Genomic DNA, 19,698 nt, shown 5'->3' on the forward strand with positions numbered 1-19,698 from the left:
ACAAGGACGTATTCACAGCGTCTCGCACCAATATATCCCAATAGCTCAGATATTTTCTTTGTATTAGACGTTGTAATTATGACCTTTATTTTAAAACCCCAGCCATTAACAACAGAAGCCTTTGCACCGTTTGGTGACGTGGTCGAAGCGGGGGCAAAGACGGCAATTATGATTAACGGCGGCAATACCGAGCGTTATGATTCACTGGCCAGGGTGCAGGTGGAAAATTCAGATGATTATGCGGTCATTAATATCTTTCGTGCTCAGCCACGGATGACTCAATACGGTCAGCGAGCTACGGATAAACGCACTATGCAGGTTGAAATGATGGAGCGCCATCCTTTTGGTAGCCAGTCATTTCAACCGTTGTCAGGAGAGCCGTATCTGGTGTTAGTGGCCGATGCGGTTGAGCACCTGAAGCCTGAAAATCTGCATCTGTTTCTGGCCCGGGCCGATCAGGGCATTAATTATCACAAAAATACCTGGCATCACCCGGTGTTGGGATTAAATAAGGTGTGTGACTTCCTTGTGGTGGATCGCAAAGGCAGTGGCAACAATTGTGAAGAATTTTATTTTGATCAGGATCAGCGGATAGAAATCCAGCTGTAACATGATTCTGAATAGTGAGAGAGAGCTAATGAATACCCAGAGCACGACTGTTTATCGAGCCAGTATCCTGCATTTCCTGGATGATCCGGACAAGGCGGGTGAGGATGCCTATGAGTTTTTTGAAGACGGCGCTTTAGTGGTCGAAAACGGTAAGGTAATAACAACCGGGAATTTTTCCGAGCTGGAGAAAACCCTGGCGGAAAACGTGGAGCAGGTGGATTATCGCGGTCATCTGCTGATGCCGGGCATGATCGATACTCATATTCATTTTCCCCAGGTAGAGGTGATCGCTTCGTATGGTGAGCAGTTGCTGGATTGGCTCAACAACTACACCTTTCCGGCTGAGCGTCAGTTTGAAGACAAAGAGTACGCCAGTAAGATCGCTAATTTCTTCCTTGATGAATTGCTGAAGTGTGGCACTACCACAGCGCTGGTGTTTGGCACGGTGCATAAACAAAGTGTTGAGGCCTTCTTTGAAGCCTCAGAAAAGCGTAATACCCGGATGATTTGTGGCAAGGTGATGATGAATCGCAACGCCCCGGATTTTTTGTGTGACGATGTTGAAAGCAGTTACACCGATAGCAGGGAACTGATCGAACGCTGGCATGCTAATGGCCGGCAGTTATATGCGGTAACGCCACGTTTTGCTATTACTTCCACGCCAGAGCAGCTTGAGAAGGCCGGCCAGCTGCTGGAAGAATATCCGGGTGTTTATATGCAGACCCACATTTCTGAAAATAAAGATGAAGTGGCGTTTGTTCAGGAGTTGTTCCCACAGGCAAAAGACTACCTGGATGTTTACGACCAATATAAGTTGTTGGGTGAACGCAGTGTTTTCGCTCACGGTATTCATTTAACGCCACGTGAACATCAGCGTTTCCGCGAAACCGGCTCCAGTGTTTCCTTCTGTCCTACTTCAAATCTTTTCCTTGGTTCCGGCTTGCTGGATATTGCTGAACTGGAAAAAGAGCAGGTGGCTTACAGCGTTGCGACGGATGTTGGTGGTGGCACCAGCTTCTCCATGCTGCAGACGCTGAACGAAGCCTATAAGGTGTGTCAGCTGCGTGGGAATAAATTGTCGCCGCTGAAGAGTTTGTACCTGGCAACCTTAGGTAACGCTCGCACGTTGAAGCTGGACGATAAAATCGGTTCGTTTAAGGCTGGTAATGAAGCTGACTTTATTGTGATAGATTTTAATGCCACGCCACTGATGGCATTAAAACAGAGTAAATGTAAAACGCTGGCGGAAAAACTATTCGCCATGATTGTTCTGGGTGATGATCGTACCGTCAAAGCAACCTATGTGGCCGGCCAGGCACTGCACCTGCGTGATAGCGGAGGTAACTGATGGAAGTCTATTTTTACGACTGGTTAAATTTGTTTTTTCGCTGGTTTCATGTCATTGCCGGTGTTGCCTGGATAGGTGCTTCGTTCTATTTTGTCTGGCTGGATAACAGCCTGGAAGAGCCGCCGCAGTGGAAAAAAGACAAAGGTATCGGCGGTGATTTATGGGCTATTCATGGCGGTGGTTTTTATGAAGTGGCCAAATATAAGCTGGGGCCGGAAGCCATGCCGACTAATCTGCATTGGTTTAAATGGGAAGCTTATACCACCTGGCTGACCGGCATGGTGATGTTGTGGGTGGTGTATTATGTGGGGGCGGAAAGTTTTCTGATCGACAGTTCACGTATGGCGCTGAGCCAGGGTGAAGCGATTGCCGCAGGCCTGGGTTTTATTGCGGTGGGTGTCGGGATTTATGAGTTAATGGTGCGCTCACCGTTGCGCCATAACGGCAAATTATTTGGCATTATCCTGTTTGCGATTCTGGTGTTTGCGTCCTGGGCTGCCAACCAGATTTTTTCAGCGCGCGGGGCATATATTCACGTTGGTGCCATCATCGGTACGATTATGGCCGGTAACGTATTTCTCGGTATTATGCCGTCGCAGCGAGCGCTGGTTGAAGCGGTTCAGCGAGGTGAATCACCAGACCCGAAATATGGTGCCTTTGCCAAGTTACGTTCGACCCATAATAACTATTTCACCTTGCCGCTGATTTTTATCATGATCAGCAATCACTACCCGATGACCTACAGCCATGAATACGGCTGGCTGGTATTAGCGGCGATTGGTTTTATCAGTGCCTTTGCCCGGCATTTCTTTAACCTGCGTCACCGTGGTGAGTTTAAACCGGTTATTCTGCTGATTGCTGCGCTGATGCTGATATCGCTGGCGGTGGTTATGGCGCCGCAGAAAATTGAAGCCAAAGCCGGTGAAGCAATACTGAGTGATGCGCAGGCGCTGCAGATTGTTGAGCAGCGCTGCACTTCCTGTCATGCACAGCAACCCAGCAATCCCGGATTTGCCTCAGCGCCGGCGGGCATTGTGCTGCAAAATGCCGCGCAGCTGATGGCGGTGAAAGACAAAACCATCCCGGCGTTACAAAGTGGTTATATGCCGTTGGGAAATCTCACTGCGATGACCGATGATGAGCGTCAGGCTTTGCTGGTTTGGCTGGCGAAATAACGCTGACCGCTCTGATAAAAGAAGCCACCAATCCGGTGGCTTTTTTATGGCTGTTTGATGGCGTTATCCGGCTTTTAAGCGCAGAATCTTCTGCTGAGCGTCAGGCCTCAATCTTCGGTGGATGAACCCGGCGCCAGTGTTGTGCAATATCAATACGGCGGGTTACCCAGACGTCGTCATGGCTCTGCACGTAATCGAGAAAACGTGCCAGTGCTGCTGCTCGTCCCGGACGCCCGACTAAGCGGCAATGCAAACCGATATTCAGCATTTTAGCGGCGGCGGGGTTGTCTTTACCTTCGGCGTATAACACATCAAAGGAATCTTTCAGGTAAGCAAAAAACTGGTCGCCACAGTTAAAACCCTGATTGGTGGCAAAACGCATATCGTTGCTGTCGAGGGTGTACGGAATAATCAGATGGGGTTGTGAGTAGTCATAACACCAGTAAGGTAAATCATCAGCATAGGCATCGCTGTCGTAAGCAAAACCGCCGGCTTCCACCACCAGGTCGCGGGTATTCGGGCTCATACGGCCGGTATACCAGCCTTGTGGCCGTTCACCGGTGACTTCGGTATGGATACGGATGGCTTCGGCGATGTGCTGACGTTCGGTGTCTTTGTCGATGTACTGATAGTCGATCCACTTCAGGCCGTGGGAAGCAATTTCCCAGTTGGCATCTTTCATCGCCTGAACAATTTCCGGATTGCGCTGCAGCGCTGTCGCCACACCGTACACGGTGACCGGCAAATTGCGCTGGGTAAACATCCGGTATAAGCGCCAGAAGCCGGCACGGCTGCCGTATTCGTAAATAGACTCCATATTCATGTGGCGTACGCCTTCCAGCGCCTGTGCTCCGACAATCTCCGACAGAAAGGCTTCCGAGGCTTTATCACCGTGGAGAATGCAGTTTTCACCGCCTTCTTCGTAGTTGATCACAAACTGCACCGCAATGCGGGCATTGCCCGAACCATCAGCCGCAGGGTTCGGCCACTGCGGGTCGGGAGTGTGTTGACCGTAGCCAACCATATCGCGTGGATAATTTTCAGGCAGATCGCTCATGATGGTGTCGCTCAGTGTTCGCAGATCCGGCTAGTGTAAAACATAAAGCTGACCAGGTGGTTTGCTTTTTGCCGGTTTTCGCCGCTTTGTCGGGCTAATGACTGAGCTGGCTGCTCAGTTGTATCTGATTAAAGTCACTCGCCCGGGGGTGCTGGCTGTTGCCAGCCGGCTGTTCATCGCGTACCAGCCAGCAGGTTTGCATGCCGCAGTCGGCGGCGGCATCCAGTTCCTGTTCGATATCGGATAAAAACAGGATATTGGCCGCGTCGATATCGTGTGTTTGTTGCAGCCAGGCAAGAATGTTGCGGTAGGACTGTGCTTCCCGTTTATTACCGACGCTGGTGTCAAAATGGCCACTGAACAGTGGCAATAAATCACCATCCTGGCTGTATCCGTAAAACAGCTTTTGTGCCTGCACCGACCCGGAGGAATAAACGTACAGCGGAATGCCCTGAGCATGCCACTGGCGCAGCTGATGGGTGGCATCGGCATACATATGAGCCTGATAGGCAGCCGTTTCATAACCCTGCTGCCAGATCATGCCCTGCAGCGCTTTCAGAGGAGTGGCTTTAACGTCGGCGCGGATCCAGGCCAGCAGCTGTTGCGTTAACGCATGCAGGTCGTCGTCGATGGACTGGCCGGACTGTTGCCGGACCAGCTCGGCAGTGGCCTGTAACTGTTGCCGGACGTCGGCTTGCTGTTGGTGGTCGCGGATAAACTGCGGCAGGTGCTCTGCAGCATAAGGAAACAACACCTCTTTAACAAAGGCAATCGACGAGGTGGTGCCTTCGATATCGGTGAGGATCAGTTTTATCTGAGAAAAAGACGGCATGATAGCTTCCGGGTGGATTAATCTTCCAGGCGGTTGTAATGGCTGGCAATATCACTGCCGGTATATTCTGCCACCCAGCCCTGTGGATTATTAAACAGGCGAATGGCAATAAATTCAGGCTCTGGTCCCATATCAAACCAGTGGCGGGTATTGGCCGGCACACTGATCAGATCGCCGGCGGTACATAATATTTCCACCACTTTGCCTTCCAGATGCAGAGTAAACAGCCCCTGACCAGCGACAAAAAAACGCACTTCATCTTCGCTGTGGGTATGTTCGCTTAAAAACTTCTGCCGTAATTCATCTTTTTGCGGGTGATCGGCTGTGAGGCTGATAACGTCGACCGTCTGGTAGCCGCCTTCGGCTTTGAGGCGATCGATATCCGGCTGATAGGCTGCCATCACCTGCTCGCTGTCGGCGCCGGCGCTGAGGGCATCTGCGGTTTGCCATTGTTCGTAGCGAATCCCCAGTGGCTGCAGTCGTTCAGCAATGCGTTTTTTATTGTCGCTGGTAAACAACAAGTTGGTCATATCGGTTTCGGTATAAATACGGATCTCACTCACGCGCTTGCTCTCACTTGTTGTTCGTGCCAATGGGTTGCTGCAGCTGTAACAGCTGTAACTGATATCCCAATAAATGTTCCAGTGCTTCCAGATGGCGGAAACATTCGCTGATGTTTTTGCCCCAGGTATAGACCCCGTGTCCGCGGATCAGATAAGCGTGCCCCTGGCCCTGTTGCGCCATCCGTTGTTCCACTGCGGTGGCCAGACGGTCGATATTCTGATCATTGGCAAACAGCGGTATGGCGACCGGGTGTTCGTGGCTGGTTTCTCCGGCAAATGCCTTCTGCAGCTCCCAGCCCTGTAACGTTAAAACGTCTTCAGGCCACAGCTGTGATAACACCACTGCGGTGGCGGAATGGGTATGTAACACCGCCCCGATCGCCGGGTCGCGGCGGTACAGCTGAGTATGCAGCAGGGTTTCAGCCGACGGTCTGGCGTCGACTTTATGTTGTGGGTGGGGCAGTGGCTGGCCATCCAGGTCAACCACCAGGATATCGTCCGCTGTCAGTTCGCCTTTGTGTTTGCCCGAGCTGGTTAAGGCGCAGCAGTGGTCATTCAGGCGAATGGAATAGTTGGAGCTGGTGGCCGGTGACCAGTCGCGCTGATACAGCGTCCGGCCGTAGCGGCATAGCTCAGTGGCGGCCAGGTTAAAATCATTGATGTCGTAGGCAAATTGAGTCATAGCGGCTGGCCTTAACGGGCGAACAACATGGCGACGGTTTCGCGGCTGGGTTCCAGGATCAGGCCCTTTTCGGTGACGATGGCATCGATCATTCCGGCGGGGGTAACGTCAAACGACGGGTTGATGGCATCACAACCGGCTGGCGCGATTGGCTGGCCGTTCAGGTGGGTGACTTCATCGGCCGGGCGTTGCTCAATCGGAATATCCGCGCCGCTGCTGAGGGTTAAATCGAATGTGGTGGTGGGGGCCGCAACCATCACTTTAATGCCATGTTGTCTGGCCAGTACCGCCAGGCTGTAGGTACCAATTTTGTTGGCGGTATCACCATTGGCGGCGATACGATCGGCGCCGACAATCACCCAGCTGATGCCGCCCTGGCGGAACAACTGAGCCGCGGCACCGTCACATACCAGCTTCACCGGAATCTTATCCTGCATCAGCTCCCAGGCGGTTAACCGTGCGCCCTGTAACCAGGGCCGGGTTTCTCCGGCGTACACCTGTTGCAGGCGACCATCCTGATAAGCGCTGCGGATCACTCCGAGTGCCGTACCATGACCACCGGTAGCCAGTGCACCGGTGTTGCAATGGGTATAAACCGCTGACCCTTCGCTAATCAGGGCGGCGCCAAACTGCCCCATGGCGAGGTTCGCCTGAATGTCTTCGGCGTGAATCTGACGCGCTTCAGCGACCAGTACATGAGGATCCTGACTGCTCAGCGCCGCCATCCGCTCTAATGCCCAGAACAGGTTAACCGCCGTTGGGCGGGATTCAGCCAGAACCCGGTAGGCGTGTTGTAAGTCGCGTCCGGCCAGTGCATCCAGGGCATAACCGTAAGCCGCGGCAATACCAATCGCCGGGGCACCACGCACCACCATAGCGCGAATTGCATCGGCGACTGCGGCTGCGCTGTTGTAACTCAGAGTCTGATGCTGATGCGGCAGGTGGCGCTGGTCCAGCAGATGCAATTGTTGGTTATGCCATTCGATGGCATGGAAGGAGGCGGTATAAGTCATGCCGGACCCTGCTGCGGAACATAAAAGAGTCGCCATTTTACTCCGAAACCAGCAGCGGATATAGACGAACGCTGGCATCCGTCTGGCTGTTATTCAGTTTGGGCACGCTAAAGCAGATTCTGCATGTCGTGAAAGGCACGCACCAGGCCGTTGGTGGAACCATCAAAGTGTTGTGGTATGTCTTCGCCTTCGAGGGCGGATAACACCTTACTGCCCAGCTGTTTGCCCAGTTCCACACCCCACTGGTCGAACGAGTTGACGCCCCATAAGAACCCCTGAGCCGCGACTTTGTGTTCGTACAGAGCAATCAGTGCACCGACGGTATGGGGCTTGGATTTCGGGAAATACAGGGTGTTGCTCGGGCGGTTACCGGGAATAACTTTTTGTGGTGCGGTGACAATCGCTTCCGCTTTACTCATGCCGGCTGCCATCAGCTCCGCCACGGCTTCCTCTTCCGATTTACCCTGTAGCAGTGCCTGGCTCTGGCTCAGGCAGTTGGACACCAGCATGGCGTGGAAGTTATCGATCGGGTTATGGCTGCACATCGGCATAATAAAGTCACACGGCGAAAAATGGGTGCCCTGGTGTAGCAGCTGGTGGAACGCATGCTGGCCATTGGTGCCCACGCCTCCCCAGATCACAGGGCCGGTGTGATAATCCACCTGGTAGCCGTCGATGGTGACCGATTTACCATTACTCTCCATATCCAGCTGCTGCAGATGGGCGGGCAGCGAGCGCAGGTAATGGTCGTAGGGCAGAATGGCGTGTGAGTTAACGCCAAAAAAGTTGACGTACCACAGCCCCAGCAAGGCCATGGTGATCGGCATATTCTGTTCGATCGGGGCGCTACGGAAGTGTTCATCCATGTCGTAAGCTCCGCGTAACATATCGCGGAAATTGTCGATGCCAATCGCCAGAGCCAGTGGCAGACCAATGGCAGACCACAGCGAATAACGACCTCCGACCCAGTCCCACATGGGGAAAATATTTTCTTCCGCAATGCCGAATTCCAGCGCTTTGGCGACATTGGAAGAGACCGCGGTAAAGTGTTTCGGCAGATCGGCTTCAGTGCCGCCGTTATTCAGAAACCACTCGCGGCAGGCGAGGGCATTTTTTAACGTTTCCTGAGTGCCGAATGATTTCGACTGCACAATAAATAACGTGGTGGCCGGGTTCAGCCGTTTCAGAATTTCGGTGATATGGGTGCCGTCGATATTGGCCAGATAATGAATATTCAGGCCGCTGTCCCAATAAGGCTTGAGCGAACTGGAGGCCAGTTTCGGGCCGAGGAACGAGCCGCCGATACCAATCGATACCACATCGGTAAACGGCTGATTATTAAAGCCGCGCCACTGATTACGGCGGATTTTCCAGCAGAACTCTTCCATACGTTGCATGGTATGGCGCACTTCCGGCATCACATCAACGCCGTCCACCAGAACTTCCCGGTTACCGAAGTTACGCAGTGCGGTGTGTAATACCGGTCGTTTTTCACTGCGGTTAATCGCTTCGCCGCTGAACATGCTGTCGATCTGACCCGGCAAATCGCGTGCTCGCGCCAGTTGCTGCAGCAGCTTCATGGTTTCTGCGGTGATGCGGTTTTTTGAATAATCGAGATTCAGCCCCGCAGCCTGCAGGTGAAAGCGCTCAAAACGATTGGCATCGGTGGCGAACCAGTCGCGCATGTGCTGACCCTGAATATCCTGATAGTGTTGCGCCAAGGCGTTCCAGGCGGTGGTTCGGGTAAGGCTGGCGCCGGTCATAGGCTGTATTCCCTGTTGGTTGGCCGGCAGTGGACCGGCGGGTAAAACGGTAACAATCAGCAGGGAGTATAAGGAGGCGCGCCGGGGTTGTGAATCGCGGCCAAAAAAAACGCCGCAAAGCGGCGTTTTTGTCGATATTGCGTGCGCTCAGGAATTAAGCAACCTGAACCGGAATATCGAAACTGGTATGGCTTACGGTGTTATCTTCATTGATGTACACCATTTTTGGCTTAAAGGTCGCCAGTTCGTTTTCATCATAGTTGCCGTAGGCACAGATGATAATACGATCACCGACGTCGGCCATATGTGCCGCCGCACCATTGACCGAAATTATACCGGAGTCGTCTTCGCCACGAATAATATAGGTGGTGAAACGTTTGCCATTATCAATGTTATAGATCTGGATCTGTTCAAACTCGCGCATTCCAGCGAGATCCAGCAATTTTCCGTCAATGGCGCAAGAACCTTCGTAGTTCAGCACCGAGTGTGTCACCCGGGCCTGATGCAGCTTGGCTTTGAGCATGATGGTTTGCATGGTAAACCCTTTCTTTGCTGTTCGGACGATTCTTCGTCACAGAACCTTGTTTTCCGACCCTGTGGTCAGCTTCTGCTACCGGGTTCTGGGACTCCGGAATTGTTCAATTCTTGGCCTCATTGGCGCAAGGCGCGCAAGTATGCCTCATTCAATCGCCTGATTCAATGTCACCTGAATATTATCAATCAGGCGTGCGCTGCCGAGGAAAGCCGCGCCTAAAACGACCACAGAAAAATTTGTTGGCAAGTCTGTCTGCAGCTGCTCTGAGGTCAGTGGTTGCAGGCTATCGGCGTGGCGTACTTCCAGATAATCGGGGCGTAAGCCGCGCTGGCCAAGGCGTTCACCAGCCTGTTGAATGCAGTGTTCCAGTGTGCTGCCCTGGCTGAGCGCTGTGGCTATCTCCTGCAGCGTTTGATGCAACCCCGGTGCCTGCTGGCGTTCTTCGGCGCTCAGGTAACCGTTGCGGGAGCTGAGTGCCAGGCCATCTTCCGCCCGGGCGGTGGGAACCGCGATCACAGTGACCGGCATACACAGATCGGCCACCATTTTGCGGATCACCGCAACCTGCTGAAAATCTTTTTCGCCAAAGTAGGCGTTGTCGGGTAACACCTGATTAAACAGTTTGCTGACCACGGTTGAGACACCGTCAAAGTGACCCGGGCGGCTATCACCACACAGACCTTCAGATACCACCGGCACATGGACGATGCTTTGTTCGTCCTGACCATTGGGGTACATCTCATCGACGTCCGGAGCAAACAGCAGGTCGCAGCCTGCGGCTTCCAGTTGCTGCTGATCCTGAGGCAGGGTGCGTGGGTAGCGGCTCAGGTCGTTTTTGTCATCGAACTGCAGCGGATTAACAAAAATGCTGGCAACGGTGAAACACTGATCGGCCTTCGCCCGATCGATCAGGCTGATATGTCCGGTATGCAGATTACCCATCGTGGGGACAAAACCGATGGTTTTACCGGCCTGACGGGCAGCCAGCACCTGCTGACGCAATTGCTGAATGGTATGCACAGTCTTCATGATGTTGTTTCCTTATCAGGCAAAGCCGTGTTCGTTACCGGGGAATTCGCCTTGTTTGACCTGCTCGGCATAAGCCTGGATGGCTTCGGCAATGGTGCGGCCATCGGTCATAAAGTTTTTCACAAACTTAGGCACGTAACCTGTGTTCATGCCCAGCATGTCGTACACCACCAGTACCTGAGCGTCGGTGTCTGCGCCGGCTCCAATGCCAATCACAGGTACCTGGACGGCATCGGTGATGCGTTTGCCCAGCTCGCTGGGGACACATTCTAGCAGGATTAGGTCAGCGCCGGCGGCTTCCAGGCGCAGTGCATGTTGCACCATGGCATCGGCTTTTGCTTCATCCCGCCCCTGTACCTTGTATCCCCCCAGCTTATTCACCGCCTGAGGGGTTAACCCTAAATGAGCACACACAGGTACACCCTGCTGCGACAGTGATTCGATCAGCGGAATCAGCCATTCATCGCCTTCAATTTTGATCAGCTGTGCACCGGCCTGCATAACTTTGCGGGCACTTTCCAGACCCTGCTCCAGAGTGCCATAACTCATAAACGGCAGGTCTGTCATCACCAGTGCCGGGGTTTGTGCACGAGCGTTGCCGCGGGCGACCATTTCGGTGTGGTAGGCCATTTCATCAATGCTGACCGGCAGTGTGCTGTCCTTGCCCTGCAATACCATTCCCAGCGAATCACCAACCAGCAGAACTTCAACGCCGGCGTCGGCCGCAACTTCGGCGAAGGTCGCGTCGTAAGCGGTTAACACAGCGAATTTCTGGTGTTCTGCTTTGCGTTGTTTGAGGGCAGGAATGCTGATGGATTTCATGACATTTTCTCCGGTTTATCCGCCAGTGCGGACTTTATCGTGAGGGCGTATGGTGCGGATTGTGGGCGTCTTGTCAATAATTTGTGTGTCTGTGACAGCGCTTCAGAGGCAATCTGACAGGCTTTTCAGGCGCTGTAATTCACCATCAAATTCGGCTGTCAGTTCAGTCAGGTAGCGGCCATCGGGCAACTGCAGCTGCGGGGCGATTTCGGCCAGTGGAACAATCACAAAACTGCGCTTATGCATTTCGTGGTGCGGCAGGTTAAGACGCTCGCTGCGCAGCTGAAGGTCGCCGTAGAGCAGTATATCCAGATCGATATTGCGCTCCCCCCAGTGACGTTTGCGTACCCGGCCCTGATCCAGCTCCTGTTGTTGCAGCGTATCCAGCAGCGCCAGTGGCGGTAGCGAAGTTTCCAGGCCGGCAACGGCATTGAGAAAGTCCGGCTGATCCTGTGGCCCCAGCGGTTTACTGCCATACAGTGATGAAACCGCGGTCAGGCGGCAATCCGGCAACTGGCGCAGAAACGCCAGCGCGCTGCGGATCTGCTGTTCCGGGTCGTTCAGGTTGGCGCCCAGGCCGATGTAACAACGGGTCATCAGTCCGGACGCTGACTGCGTGGTTTACGGCGGCGGTTGGGCCGGCGGCGGCGTTTTTCACCGTCCGGGTGGTGGTCGCGCTGGTGTTGTGAGCTGTTCTCTGGCAGCGGATTCTGTTCCTGGTAATGTGTCCACCAGTCGCCCAGGCCATCGAGGTTTTCACCGGACTGTTCGCGTAACAACACAAAGTCGTAGGCGGCACGGAAGCGCGGGTGTTGCGCCAGCTCGTGTACCCGTCGGGAACGGGTTTTTGGCAGGCGCAGCTGCATTTCCCAGATTTCCCGCATCGGAATCGAAAAGCGTTTGGGGATGGAGGTGCATTTGGCCTGTTGTGCAATGACCCGGTCGGCGGCCTGATGCAGGGCCGGGTGAGGAGCAACACCCTGGGCTTCAAACTCGCGCTGCACACGTTGCACTACCGGCCACAGCAGTGAGCCGAAGAAGAAATACGGCGTCACCGATTTGCCGCGGCGAATGCGGGCATCGGTGTTACGCATGGTGTTTTCCACCATAGTTAACGCCTGAGGATCATCGCGCAGGCATTGCTCGGTCGCCGGGAATAACGGTTCGAATAAATTGTACTGCCGCAACATACGGAAGGTGTCGAGTGCACGACCGTGTAAAAACAGTTTCAGCACTTCTTCGAACATCCGTGCCGCCGGGATCTGCAGCAGCAGGGGGGCCATGGTCGGAATCGGCGCCGCGGTGCCGGCTTCGATTTCGAAGTCCAGCTTTACCGCAAAACGGATCGCCCGCAGCATCCGCACCGGATCTTCGCGGTAACGGGTCTGTGGATCACCAATCAGGCGTATCTGGCGCTGTTGCATATCCTGCCAGCCACCGGCATAGGCGTGAACGCTGAAATCGGCGATATCGTAATACAACGCATTGATGGTGAAGTCACGACGCATGGCGTCCTGATCTTTGTTGCCGTAAACGTTGTCGCGCAGGATCATACCCTGATCGCCGGTGGCAGCGACCTTGCTTGAGTGTTCGCCTGCTGGCGGGGCGCGGAAGGTTGCGACCTCAATCACATCGCGACCAAATACCACGTGAACCAGTTTGAAACGGCGGCCGATTAAACGGGAATTGCGAAACAGCTTGTTGACCTGTTCCGGCGTCGCGTCGGTGGCGACATCGAAGTCTTTCGGGTGCAGATCCATCAGGTTGTCGCGCACGCCACCGCCTACCAGAAATGCCTGGTGCCCGGCCTTATTCAGGCGATACAGCACCTTCAGCGCGTTTTCGCTGATGTTGCTGCGGCTGATAGTGTGCTCATCCCGGGGAATAATCTGTAACCGGGTGCGATCCGCTGCCGGATCTTCCTTGTTACCCCAGAGGCGGGATAACGGGCTGATCAGTTTGTTTAACCGGCTCAAGGTGTCTCTTTTCTGGTTGTTCGATGAAAGCGGCTGAGTGTAACGGTTCCCCGGTGGCAAATAAACATAAGGGGTGGTAATTGCGGGTTTCTGCAGCGTTAAACAGCAAAAAAGCCGCTTTTGCGGCTTTCCGAGTCCCGTGTTTGTTATTTTTATTGTCCCGGGCTGTCAGCGGTTGCTGAACAGAGGTAACAGGGAGAATTTATTGTTTTGCATAAACAGGCGCTCAGGGCCCTTTATTTTTCTTATTGTTCACAGCACAAACGGCTGGTCATCCAAAACAATAAATTCATAACGTCAGACCTGTTGTTATTGTTAGTGGTCTGCTGACGGCAAATTGTTATTTTTATTTTGTGCCGCTGACATTGGATGCTGTTGTTATTGTTTTGTTATTTTTATTGTTCGTTGCATCCTGTCTGAGTTGTTTAAAGCAGAAGCCGTGCCAGTTTTTGTTTTTCTTTATTTTTCAATAACTTACAAAATCTGACCGAATGGTTGTTACCGTGTGTTTCGACCAAAGTGTTACCACTGGAGTGCCAAAGTAACAAAAAGGTAACAGAGGTAACGAATTGTAAAGTCCAGGTGTATGCAACGGCCGGAGTGTCATGACTGGTGTTGTGACTGGTGTTGTGACTGGTGTTGTGACTGGTGTTGTGACTGGTGTTGTGACTGGTGTTGTGTCCGCTCCGGAAAGCGGTTGTTGTGGCTGTTTATTTCCGGGCAGCGAACGGCACGGCTGTGATCATCGGTTGCCGGCTAAACAGTTGGCGGTGATGGGTGTTTGGCGTTTCAGTGCGGGGGGATAAAGAGGAATAAGTTCATTGTTTTGAGTCACCGGCTCAGGCCGTTGTTATTGTTATTTTGTCAGACTGAACAGTCTGCTCAAAACAATGAACTCACAAGTGCTCAGACTTAGCTGATCACCACCCCGGTTATTATTATTGTCTGGGGTGTCCTGCTGCAGGCTTTGTTATTTTTATTGATGCCTGTCGTTGTTACGGCAATAGGGACAATTATTTTTATTCTGGTCCGCTTGTCGTGAACTGTATAAAGCAGTTGTCGTGCCAATTATTAAAAATCCTTTAAAATCAATGGTTTGCTGAAATGCATAAGCGGTTTTAGCTGTTCTGAGACTAAAGTGTTACGTAGTTTTGCTCCCTGAGGTAACAACGCGTGTGTGGCGTAACAGGTTGCCGGTTAGTCAGGTCGTCGTGATGTTACTAAGCCTGATGTTGCATGCTTGGCGGAGAAGACGTGCAGGGGAGGAGTGCAGGATATTTACCAGCAGCTGGTAGTCAGGGGAGATTTTGCATCGAGCAGATATAAGAAAGCTGATTGCTTTGGCCACGCCCTGGGGAGCGAACAAAGGAATCAGCTATCAGTGAGTCGGGGCTGTTATTATTATTTTTCAAACTCTTTCGCCCGTTTTATTTTTATTATTGGGCTTATTATTGTTTGAACACGCGTCTGAGACTTTTTTATTGTTATTGAGTGCTCAGTCGTCAGTGTCTTGTGATTTATATAAAGCGATTAGCATGCCAATTTTTGATATAAAAGGTAAAAATCCTTTTAAAACAGTAGGTTAGCGTTCTTTGACTTAAGGTTAAGGCAGGACGGGCAAGCCCTGGCCCGTTTGGATGTTACCTTGAGTGGCGTGTAATGACGGATTTGGCGTGCAGTGTAACCCTGAGGGTTACACTATTTGTTACCTTTCTTTCTCGGGATACCCAGGCGCTGGCGTCGTTCCCACAGGCTTTTACGTGAGATGCCGAGCTTCCGCGCCAGATCGGTTTCCGTCATGCTGGCTTCGTTTTCCAGTACAAAGTGGACAAAGTAGTCGTCGAGTGACAGGTCGCCCTGTTCCTGCTGTGGATCGGCAGCGCTGTAGGGTTCACTTTGTAACAGGTTCTCCTGCAGTGTCTGGCTGACATAACGGTCGCCGGAGGTATCCAGGCCGAGAAATTCAGCCGCGATGGGTTCACCTTCATCGGCCAGAATGACGGCCCGCTCAACGGCGTTTTCCAGCTCGCGCACGTTACCTGGCCAGTGGTACAGGCGGATGGTTTCCAGCGCATCGGCGCTGAAGGTCATGGCCGGCTGTTCCATTTTATCGCATGCCCGGGTCAGCATCGCCTGGGCCAGTTCGATCACATCGTTACCACGTTCGCGCAGTGGCGGCAGATGCAGTTCAACCACGTTCAGACGGTAGTACAGGTCTTCGCGGAATTCGCCTTTGCTGGCCAGTTCCTTCAGGTTGCGGTGGGTGGCTGCGACCAGCCTGACATTGACCTTCTGGCTCTGAACTGAACCAACGCGGCGGATTTCACCTTCCTGTAATACCCGTAACAGTCGTGCCTGAGCTTCCAGCGGCAGTTCACCGATTTCATCCAGAAACAGGGTGCCACCATCGGCGGCCTCCACCAGTCCCTGGCGTTGTGCGGTGGCGCCGGTAAAGGCGCCTTTTTCATGGCCAAACAGCTCCGATTCGATCAGGGTTTCCGGAATCGCGGCGCAGTTTACCGAAATCATCGCCGCCTCGGCACGCCGGCTCTGTTTGTGCAGCGCCCGGGCCACCAGCTCTTTACCGGTACCGGATTCGCCCTGGATCAGTACGGTGGCATCGGTGCGGGCTACTTTGCTGATTTTTTTAAACAGCAGCAACATAGGTTCGCAGCTGCCGATAATGCCGCTGACCGGATATTCTTTGCTGACTTCCTGTTGCAGGCGGCTGTTGTTGTCGTCCTGGTTGCTGGCCAGCCGGGACTCTTTCAGAATACGTTCCACTGCCAGGATCATTTCATCGTGGTCGAAGGGTTTGGCGATGTAGTCCACCGCCCCCATTTTCATGGCATCGACCGCAGAACGCAGGCTGGCATAGCTGGTCATGATCAGTACCGGGGTGTTACCGGCCAGTTCAATCAGTTCCGTACCATCACCACCTGGCAGTCGTAAGTCGCTGATAATCAGGTCGTAAGCACTGAAGTCCTGGGCTTTGGCATCATCGAGGTTATCCACATCCGTCACCTCATGGTGATGACGCTGCAACAAACGTCGCAGGGTCAGGCGGATGATGGACTCATCTTCAACGACTAAAATCTGGCTCATGCAGAGGTATCCACTTCTTCTGTTTGGTTATAACGCGGCAGGCTGACTTTAACACAGGTTCCGCGCCCTTCGGCTACCGGACTTTCGATCGCGATATGGCCATAGTGTTCTTCGATAATGCTGTACACCAGTGCCAGCCCCAGCCCGGTGCCGGACCCCACCTCTTTGGTGGTGAAAAACGGTTCAAAAATATGATCCAGTTTATCCGCCGGGATACCGTGGCCCTGGTCGGTGATACGTAACACCACCTGATGTTCGTCGGCTTCTGCTGTCACCCGGATCTGGTCGCCCGGCTGGCTGGCATCGCGGGCATTACTGAGCAGGTTAACAAACACCTGTACCAGACGCTGGGCATCGCCTAACAGCTGCAGTTCGGCCGGGCACTGATTGATAAATTCAATGTCCTGGCTGCGTTTACTCAGGCGCAGCAGCTGCATGGCCTCATCGATGCAATGACTGACTTCCACGGCCTCGTGTTCGGTGGAGTGATGGCCGGCGTGGGAAAAGTTCATCAGTGACTGCACGATACGGGTTACCCGGCGGGTTTGTTCCTGAATCTGGTCAGCCATTTCCTGCAGTTCGGGGTTATCGGTTTCGTAACGAATCAGTTGTGCCAGGCCATCGATACCGGTAATCGGGTTGCCGATTTCGTGAGCCACCCCGGCTGCCAGGCGGCCAATAGAAGCCAGCCGCTCGCTGTGCATCAGTTCTTCTTCGAGAATCTGGGTTTCGGTCTGATCCTCCATCAGCACCACAATACCGCCGGGTTGCCCGCCACTGGGCTGGATCAGCGCTTTGTGCAGGCTGTACCAGCGTGGCCGGGCATCCACTTCGATGCGTTTTTTGTGTTCGTGCATTTTGTCGCTGGCGACAAAATCACTCAGTAACGATTGCCAGGGTGCGGACAGACGATCGAGGTGAGAACCACTGACGCGGCGAGAGTCGATGCGGGTCAGGTCCTGCATCGCCTGATTCCACATCAGGATTTCGCCATCGTCGGCCAGAGAGCAGACGCCAATCGGCAGGCGCTCAAGGGTCTGGCGGTGGTAGCGGCGCAGATTATCCAGCTCGCCGGCCAGACCACTGAGGCGGTCATGAAAACCTTCCAGCCGTTGTTCGATCTGGTAAATGTCTTCGCTCAGCTCGGCATTTTCCTGGAACGGCAGATAACGGCCGATAATATCGTGTGCCACTGTCGGCCCCATCAGCCCCGACAGGTTGGCCTCCAGCCGGGCGCGCAGGCGGCGCAAGGCATAAGGCCGGTCTTCGTAGGATGGCAGATCAAGGTCGGCCAGCGCCTGATACACCTCACGTTCAGCGACGTAACGCCCCAGCGGTTTGCTCAGTGACACAATCACGTCGTTGGAATTACCGGCAATCAGTGGTCGTCGTGACGGTCGTGACACGGTGTCGATGGAGCAGGCTTCGGCGGCGGATACTTCCGATGGTTTTTGTCGGGTTGCCAGGCTGATCACAACAAACAAGGTGATATTGGCGGCGAATGAGGTCAGTGCCGCCAGGTGCCAGTTACTTTCATCCACCGCCGGTAACGGCAGCGGTACCTGCCAGCCCAGCGCCAGTTCCGAAAACGGCAATAACAGGGTGTATAACCAGCATAAAATGCCGGCGATCAGGCCTGATAAAAAGCCTTTGCGGTTAGAGCGTGGCCAATACAGCAGCCCTAATACGCCGGGTAAAAACTGCAACGCAGCGACAAACGCCAGCAGCCCCAGGCGGTTGAGGTCGAGGTCGGCGCCCACCAGCGCATAAAAGCCGTACGCCAGCAGCAGAATGGCGGCGATTAACGACCGTCGCACCCATAACAACCAGCGGTAAAAGTCGGCCCGAGGGCTGGGTTTGTGTAACGGCAATACCACATGGTTGAGTAACATGGCAGCCATCGCAATGGTAATAACAATAATGATGCCGGATGCGGCGGCGAGGCCCCCAAGGAAGGTTAATACCACCAGAAACGGTGATTCCAGCTGCATACCAATGCCAAGGGCGTAATATTCCGCCGGCAGATCAATGTTAAGATAGACCCCGGCCCATAAGATCGGGGGCACCGCCATTGCCATCAGCAGCAGAAACAGCGGGAAGCCCCAGCTGGCGGGTTGCAATGCATGGCCGTTGACGTTTTCGGTAAAGGCAACGTGAAACATGTGTGGCATGACTACCGCGGCGGCAAAAAACACCAGCAATAACGTCCGCCACGGCCCTTCCTGTAAGGTGACCTGCTGGTTAAGGCGATCCTGGTGTTCGGTGAGCCAGGATTCCAGTCCGCCAACTTCGGCAAACACACCGTATAACGCCACACCGGCCAGGATCAGGATGGCGGATAACTTCAGCAGCGACTCAAACGCCAGTGCCAGTACCAGGCCTTCGTGTTTTTCCCGGGGGGACACATGACGGGCACCAAACAACACCGCAAATACAATCATGATGACGCAGAAACCAAACGCCAGCTGTGGCGCTTTCCAGTCGCTGTTAAGGATATGCAGGGTATCGGCGATGGCGGTGACCTGTAACGTCAGCATCGGGATCACCACCGCCAGCATAAACAGGGTGACCAGCGTACCGGCCAGGCGTGAGCGATAACGAAAGGCTAATAAATCGGCTAACGAACTGAGCTGGTAGATACGGCTGATATTCAGCAACGGCCGCAGCAGAATCGGCGACATCACAAAGGCGCCGGAAATCCCCAGATAATACGCCAGGTAACCGTAACCGTACTGATTGGCCAGACCAACCGAACCATAAAAGGCCCAGGCGCTGGCATAGACCCCCAGCGATAATACGTACACCAGTGGATGGCGCACCCAGCGTCGTGGCACCCAGTTACGTTCAACCGCGTAGGCGGTGGTGAATAGTGCGCTGAGGTAAGCAAAAATAATCAGCCCCAGCTGACCCAGACTAAAGCTCATCGTCACCCCGCTTCATATTCATCCAGATATACAGGCCGATCAGCAGCAGCCAGATAGCAAATGGCCGGTACCAGGCGCCTTTGGCGTCCAGCCACCAGTCCATCATGATGGGAGAAAACAGGTAGATGCCAATCAGCAGCAATAAGCCGAGGCGGTAATCGTACATACGGGCAGTTCCGTGTCAGCCAGATGAGTCAACGGCGCAGAGTAGCACACTCCGTAACGACGCCGAATGGCAGCAACGACCGACCTGCTCTGATGTTGC

General features: G+C 53.7%; 17 protein-coding genes. 3 read left to right on the forward strand and 14 right to left on the reverse strand.

What is annotated here, in order from left to right; translation table 11 throughout:
- Window positions 1-78: 78 nt before the first annotated feature.
- Genes ACFOMG_RS00315 through ACFOMG_RS00325 form a run of 3 tightly spaced genes read left to right on the forward strand, consistent with a single transcriptional unit; the run spans window position 79 to window position 3,132 of the window.
- Window positions 79-609, forward strand: coding sequence for an ureidoglycolate lyase (locus ACFOMG_RS00315; protein ID WP_376864103.1), 531 nt, complete (start codon window positions 79-81; stop codon window positions 607-609).
- A 28-nt stretch (window positions 610-637) separates the two neighbouring features.
- Window positions 638-1,957 (forward strand): guanine deaminase, encoded by a 1,320-nt coding sequence (gene guaD, locus ACFOMG_RS00320; protein ID WP_376864104.1) that lies wholly within the window; start codon window positions 638-640, stop codon window positions 1,955-1,957.
- On the forward strand, window positions 1,957-3,132 hold the full coding sequence (locus ACFOMG_RS00325; protein ID WP_376864105.1) for a urate hydroxylase PuuD: 1,176 nt from the start codon (window positions 1,957-1,959) through the stop codon (window positions 3,130-3,132). Before guaD ends, ACFOMG_RS00325 begins: the two co-directional genes overlap by 1 nt.
- A gap of 100 nt (window positions 3,133-3,232) precedes the next feature.
- Here the strand turns inward: ACFOMG_RS00325 and puuE are convergent, their stop codons facing one another.
- From puuE to ACFOMG_RS00395, 14 genes are all read right to left on the reverse strand, one after another.
- Window positions 3,233-4,189, reverse strand: coding sequence for an allantoinase PuuE (gene puuE, locus ACFOMG_RS00330; protein WP_376864106.1), 957 nt, complete (start codon window positions 4,187-4,189; stop codon window positions 3,233-3,235).
- A gap of 94 nt (window positions 4,190-4,283) precedes the next feature.
- The gene (gene mtnC / locus ACFOMG_RS00335) at window positions 4,284-5,021 is read right to left on the reverse strand and encodes an acireductone synthase (RefSeq protein ID WP_376864107.1); all 738 of its coding nucleotides are present in this window, start codon (window positions 5,019-5,021) and stop codon (window positions 4,284-4,286) included.
- 17 nt (window positions 5,022-5,038) lie between these two features.
- Window positions 5,039-5,584 (reverse strand): 1,2-dihydroxy-3-keto-5-methylthiopentene dioxygenase, encoded by a 546-nt coding sequence (locus tag ACFOMG_RS00340; protein WP_376864108.1) that lies wholly within the window; start codon window positions 5,582-5,584, stop codon window positions 5,039-5,041.
- A gap of 10 nt (window positions 5,585-5,594) precedes the next feature.
- Window positions 5,595-6,266, reverse strand: coding sequence for a methylthioribulose 1-phosphate dehydratase (locus tag ACFOMG_RS00345; RefSeq protein WP_376864109.1), 672 nt, complete (start codon window positions 6,264-6,266; stop codon window positions 5,595-5,597).
- An 11-nt stretch (window positions 6,267-6,277) separates the two neighbouring features.
- Window positions 6,278-7,279, reverse strand: coding sequence for an S-methyl-5-thioribose-1-phosphate isomerase (gene mtnA, locus ACFOMG_RS00350; protein ID WP_376864110.1), 1,002 nt, complete (start codon window positions 7,277-7,279; stop codon window positions 6,278-6,280).
- Window positions 7,280-7,386: 107 nt separating this feature from the next.
- A complete protein-coding gene (gene pgi, locus ACFOMG_RS00355) occupies window positions 7,387-9,042 on the reverse strand; it encodes a glucose-6-phosphate isomerase (protein ID WP_376864111.1) in 1,656 nt (551 codons plus the stop codon).
- A 154-nt stretch (window positions 9,043-9,196) separates the two neighbouring features.
- Window positions 9,197-9,577: an aspartate 1-decarboxylase gene (gene panD, locus ACFOMG_RS00360; RefSeq protein WP_376864112.1), complete on the reverse strand. Its 381-nt coding sequence runs from the start codon at window positions 9,575-9,577 to the stop codon at window positions 9,197-9,199.
- Between the two features lie 144 nt (window positions 9,578-9,721).
- Window positions 9,722-10,606, reverse strand: coding sequence for a pantoate--beta-alanine ligase (panC, locus tag ACFOMG_RS00365; protein ID WP_376864113.1), 885 nt, complete (start codon window positions 10,604-10,606; stop codon window positions 9,722-9,724).
- A 15-nt stretch (window positions 10,607-10,621) separates the two neighbouring features.
- Window positions 10,622-11,428: a 3-methyl-2-oxobutanoate hydroxymethyltransferase gene (gene panB, locus ACFOMG_RS00370; protein ID WP_376864114.1), complete on the reverse strand. Its 807-nt coding sequence runs from the start codon at window positions 11,426-11,428 to the stop codon at window positions 10,622-10,624.
- 102 nt (window positions 11,429-11,530) lie between these two features.
- Window positions 11,531-12,025, reverse strand: coding sequence for a 2-amino-4-hydroxy-6-hydroxymethyldihydropteridine diphosphokinase (gene folK, locus ACFOMG_RS00375; protein ID WP_376864115.1), 495 nt, complete (start codon window positions 12,023-12,025; stop codon window positions 11,531-11,533).
- Entirely contained in the window at window positions 12,025-13,404 is a 1,380-nt protein-coding gene (gene pcnB, locus ACFOMG_RS00380; protein WP_376864116.1) for a polynucleotide adenylyltransferase PcnB, read from the reverse strand. The genes folK and pcnB overlap by 1 nt, the downstream gene beginning before the upstream one ends.
- 1,698 nt (window positions 13,405-15,102) lie before the next feature.
- Window positions 15,103-16,509 carry a sigma-54-dependent transcriptional regulator gene (locus ACFOMG_RS00385; RefSeq protein WP_376864117.1) on the reverse strand — a complete coding sequence of 469 codons (1,407 nt, stop codon included), beginning with the start codon at window positions 16,507-16,509 and terminating at the stop codon, window positions 15,103-15,105.
- Complete coding sequence (locus ACFOMG_RS00390; protein WP_376864118.1) at window positions 16,506-19,433, reverse strand: ATP-binding protein; 2,928 nt, start codon at window positions 19,431-19,433, stop codon at window positions 16,506-16,508. Before ACFOMG_RS00390 ends, ACFOMG_RS00385 begins: the two co-directional genes overlap by 4 nt.
- Window positions 19,423-19,599: a hypothetical protein gene (locus ACFOMG_RS00395; protein ID WP_376864119.1), complete on the reverse strand. Its 177-nt coding sequence runs from the start codon at window positions 19,597-19,599 to the stop codon at window positions 19,423-19,425. Before ACFOMG_RS00395 ends, ACFOMG_RS00390 begins: the two co-directional genes overlap by 11 nt.
- Window positions 19,600-19,698 lie beyond the last annotated feature (99 nt).

The organism is Bacterioplanoides pacificum (assembly GCF_042648445.1).
Taxonomy (GTDB): Bacteria; Pseudomonadota; Gammaproteobacteria; order Pseudomonadales; family Oceanobacteraceae; genus Bacterioplanoides; species Bacterioplanoides pacificum.

Coding starts and splice junctions, on each gene's coding strand:
- ACFOMG_RS00315 (WP_376864103.1), top strand. CDS start 79: ATGACCTTTATTTTAAAACCCCAGCCATTAACAACAGAAGCCTTTGCA.
- guaD (WP_376864104.1), top strand. CDS start 638: ATGAATACCCAGAGCACGACTGTTTATCGAGCCAGTATCCTGCATTTC.
- ACFOMG_RS00325 (WP_376864105.1), top strand. CDS start 1,957: ATGGAAGTCTATTTTTACGACTGGTTAAATTTGTTTTTTCGCTGGTTT.
- puuE (WP_376864106.1), bottom strand. CDS start 4,189: ATGAGCGATCTGCCTGAAAATTATCCACGCGATATGGTTGGCTACGGT.
- mtnC (WP_376864107.1), bottom strand. CDS start 5,021: ATGCCGTCTTTTTCTCAGATAAAACTGATCCTCACCGATATCGAAGGC.
- ACFOMG_RS00345 (WP_376864109.1), bottom strand. CDS start 6,266: ATGACTCAATTTGCCTACGACATCAATGATTTTAACCTGGCCGCCACT.
- mtnA (WP_376864110.1), bottom strand. CDS start 7,279: ATGACTTATACCGCCTCCTTCCATGCCATCGAATGGCATAACCAACAA.
- pgi (WP_376864111.1), bottom strand. CDS start 9,042: ATGACCGGCGCCAGCCTTACCCGAACCACCGCCTGGAACGCCTTGGCG.
- panD (WP_376864112.1), bottom strand. CDS start 9,577: ATGCAAACCATCATGCTCAAAGCCAAGCTGCATCAGGCCCGGGTGACA.
- panC (WP_376864113.1), bottom strand. CDS start 10,606: ATGAAGACTGTGCATACCATTCAGCAATTGCGTCAGCAGGTGCTGGCT.
- panB (WP_376864114.1), bottom strand. CDS start 11,428: ATGAAATCCATCAGCATTCCTGCCCTCAAACAACGCAAAGCAGAACAC.
- folK (WP_376864115.1), bottom strand. CDS start 12,025: ATGACCCGTTGTTACATCGGCCTGGGCGCCAACCTGAACGACCCGGAA.
- ACFOMG_RS00385 (WP_376864117.1), bottom strand. CDS start 16,509: ATGAGCCAGATTTTAGTCGTTGAAGATGAGTCCATCATCCGCCTGACC.
- ACFOMG_RS00390 (WP_376864118.1), bottom strand. CDS start 19,433: ATGAGCTTTAGTCTGGGTCAGCTGGGGCTGATTATTTTTGCTTACCTC.
- ACFOMG_RS00395 (WP_376864119.1), bottom strand. CDS start 19,599: ATGTACGATTACCGCCTCGGCTTATTGCTGCTGATTGGCATCTACCTG.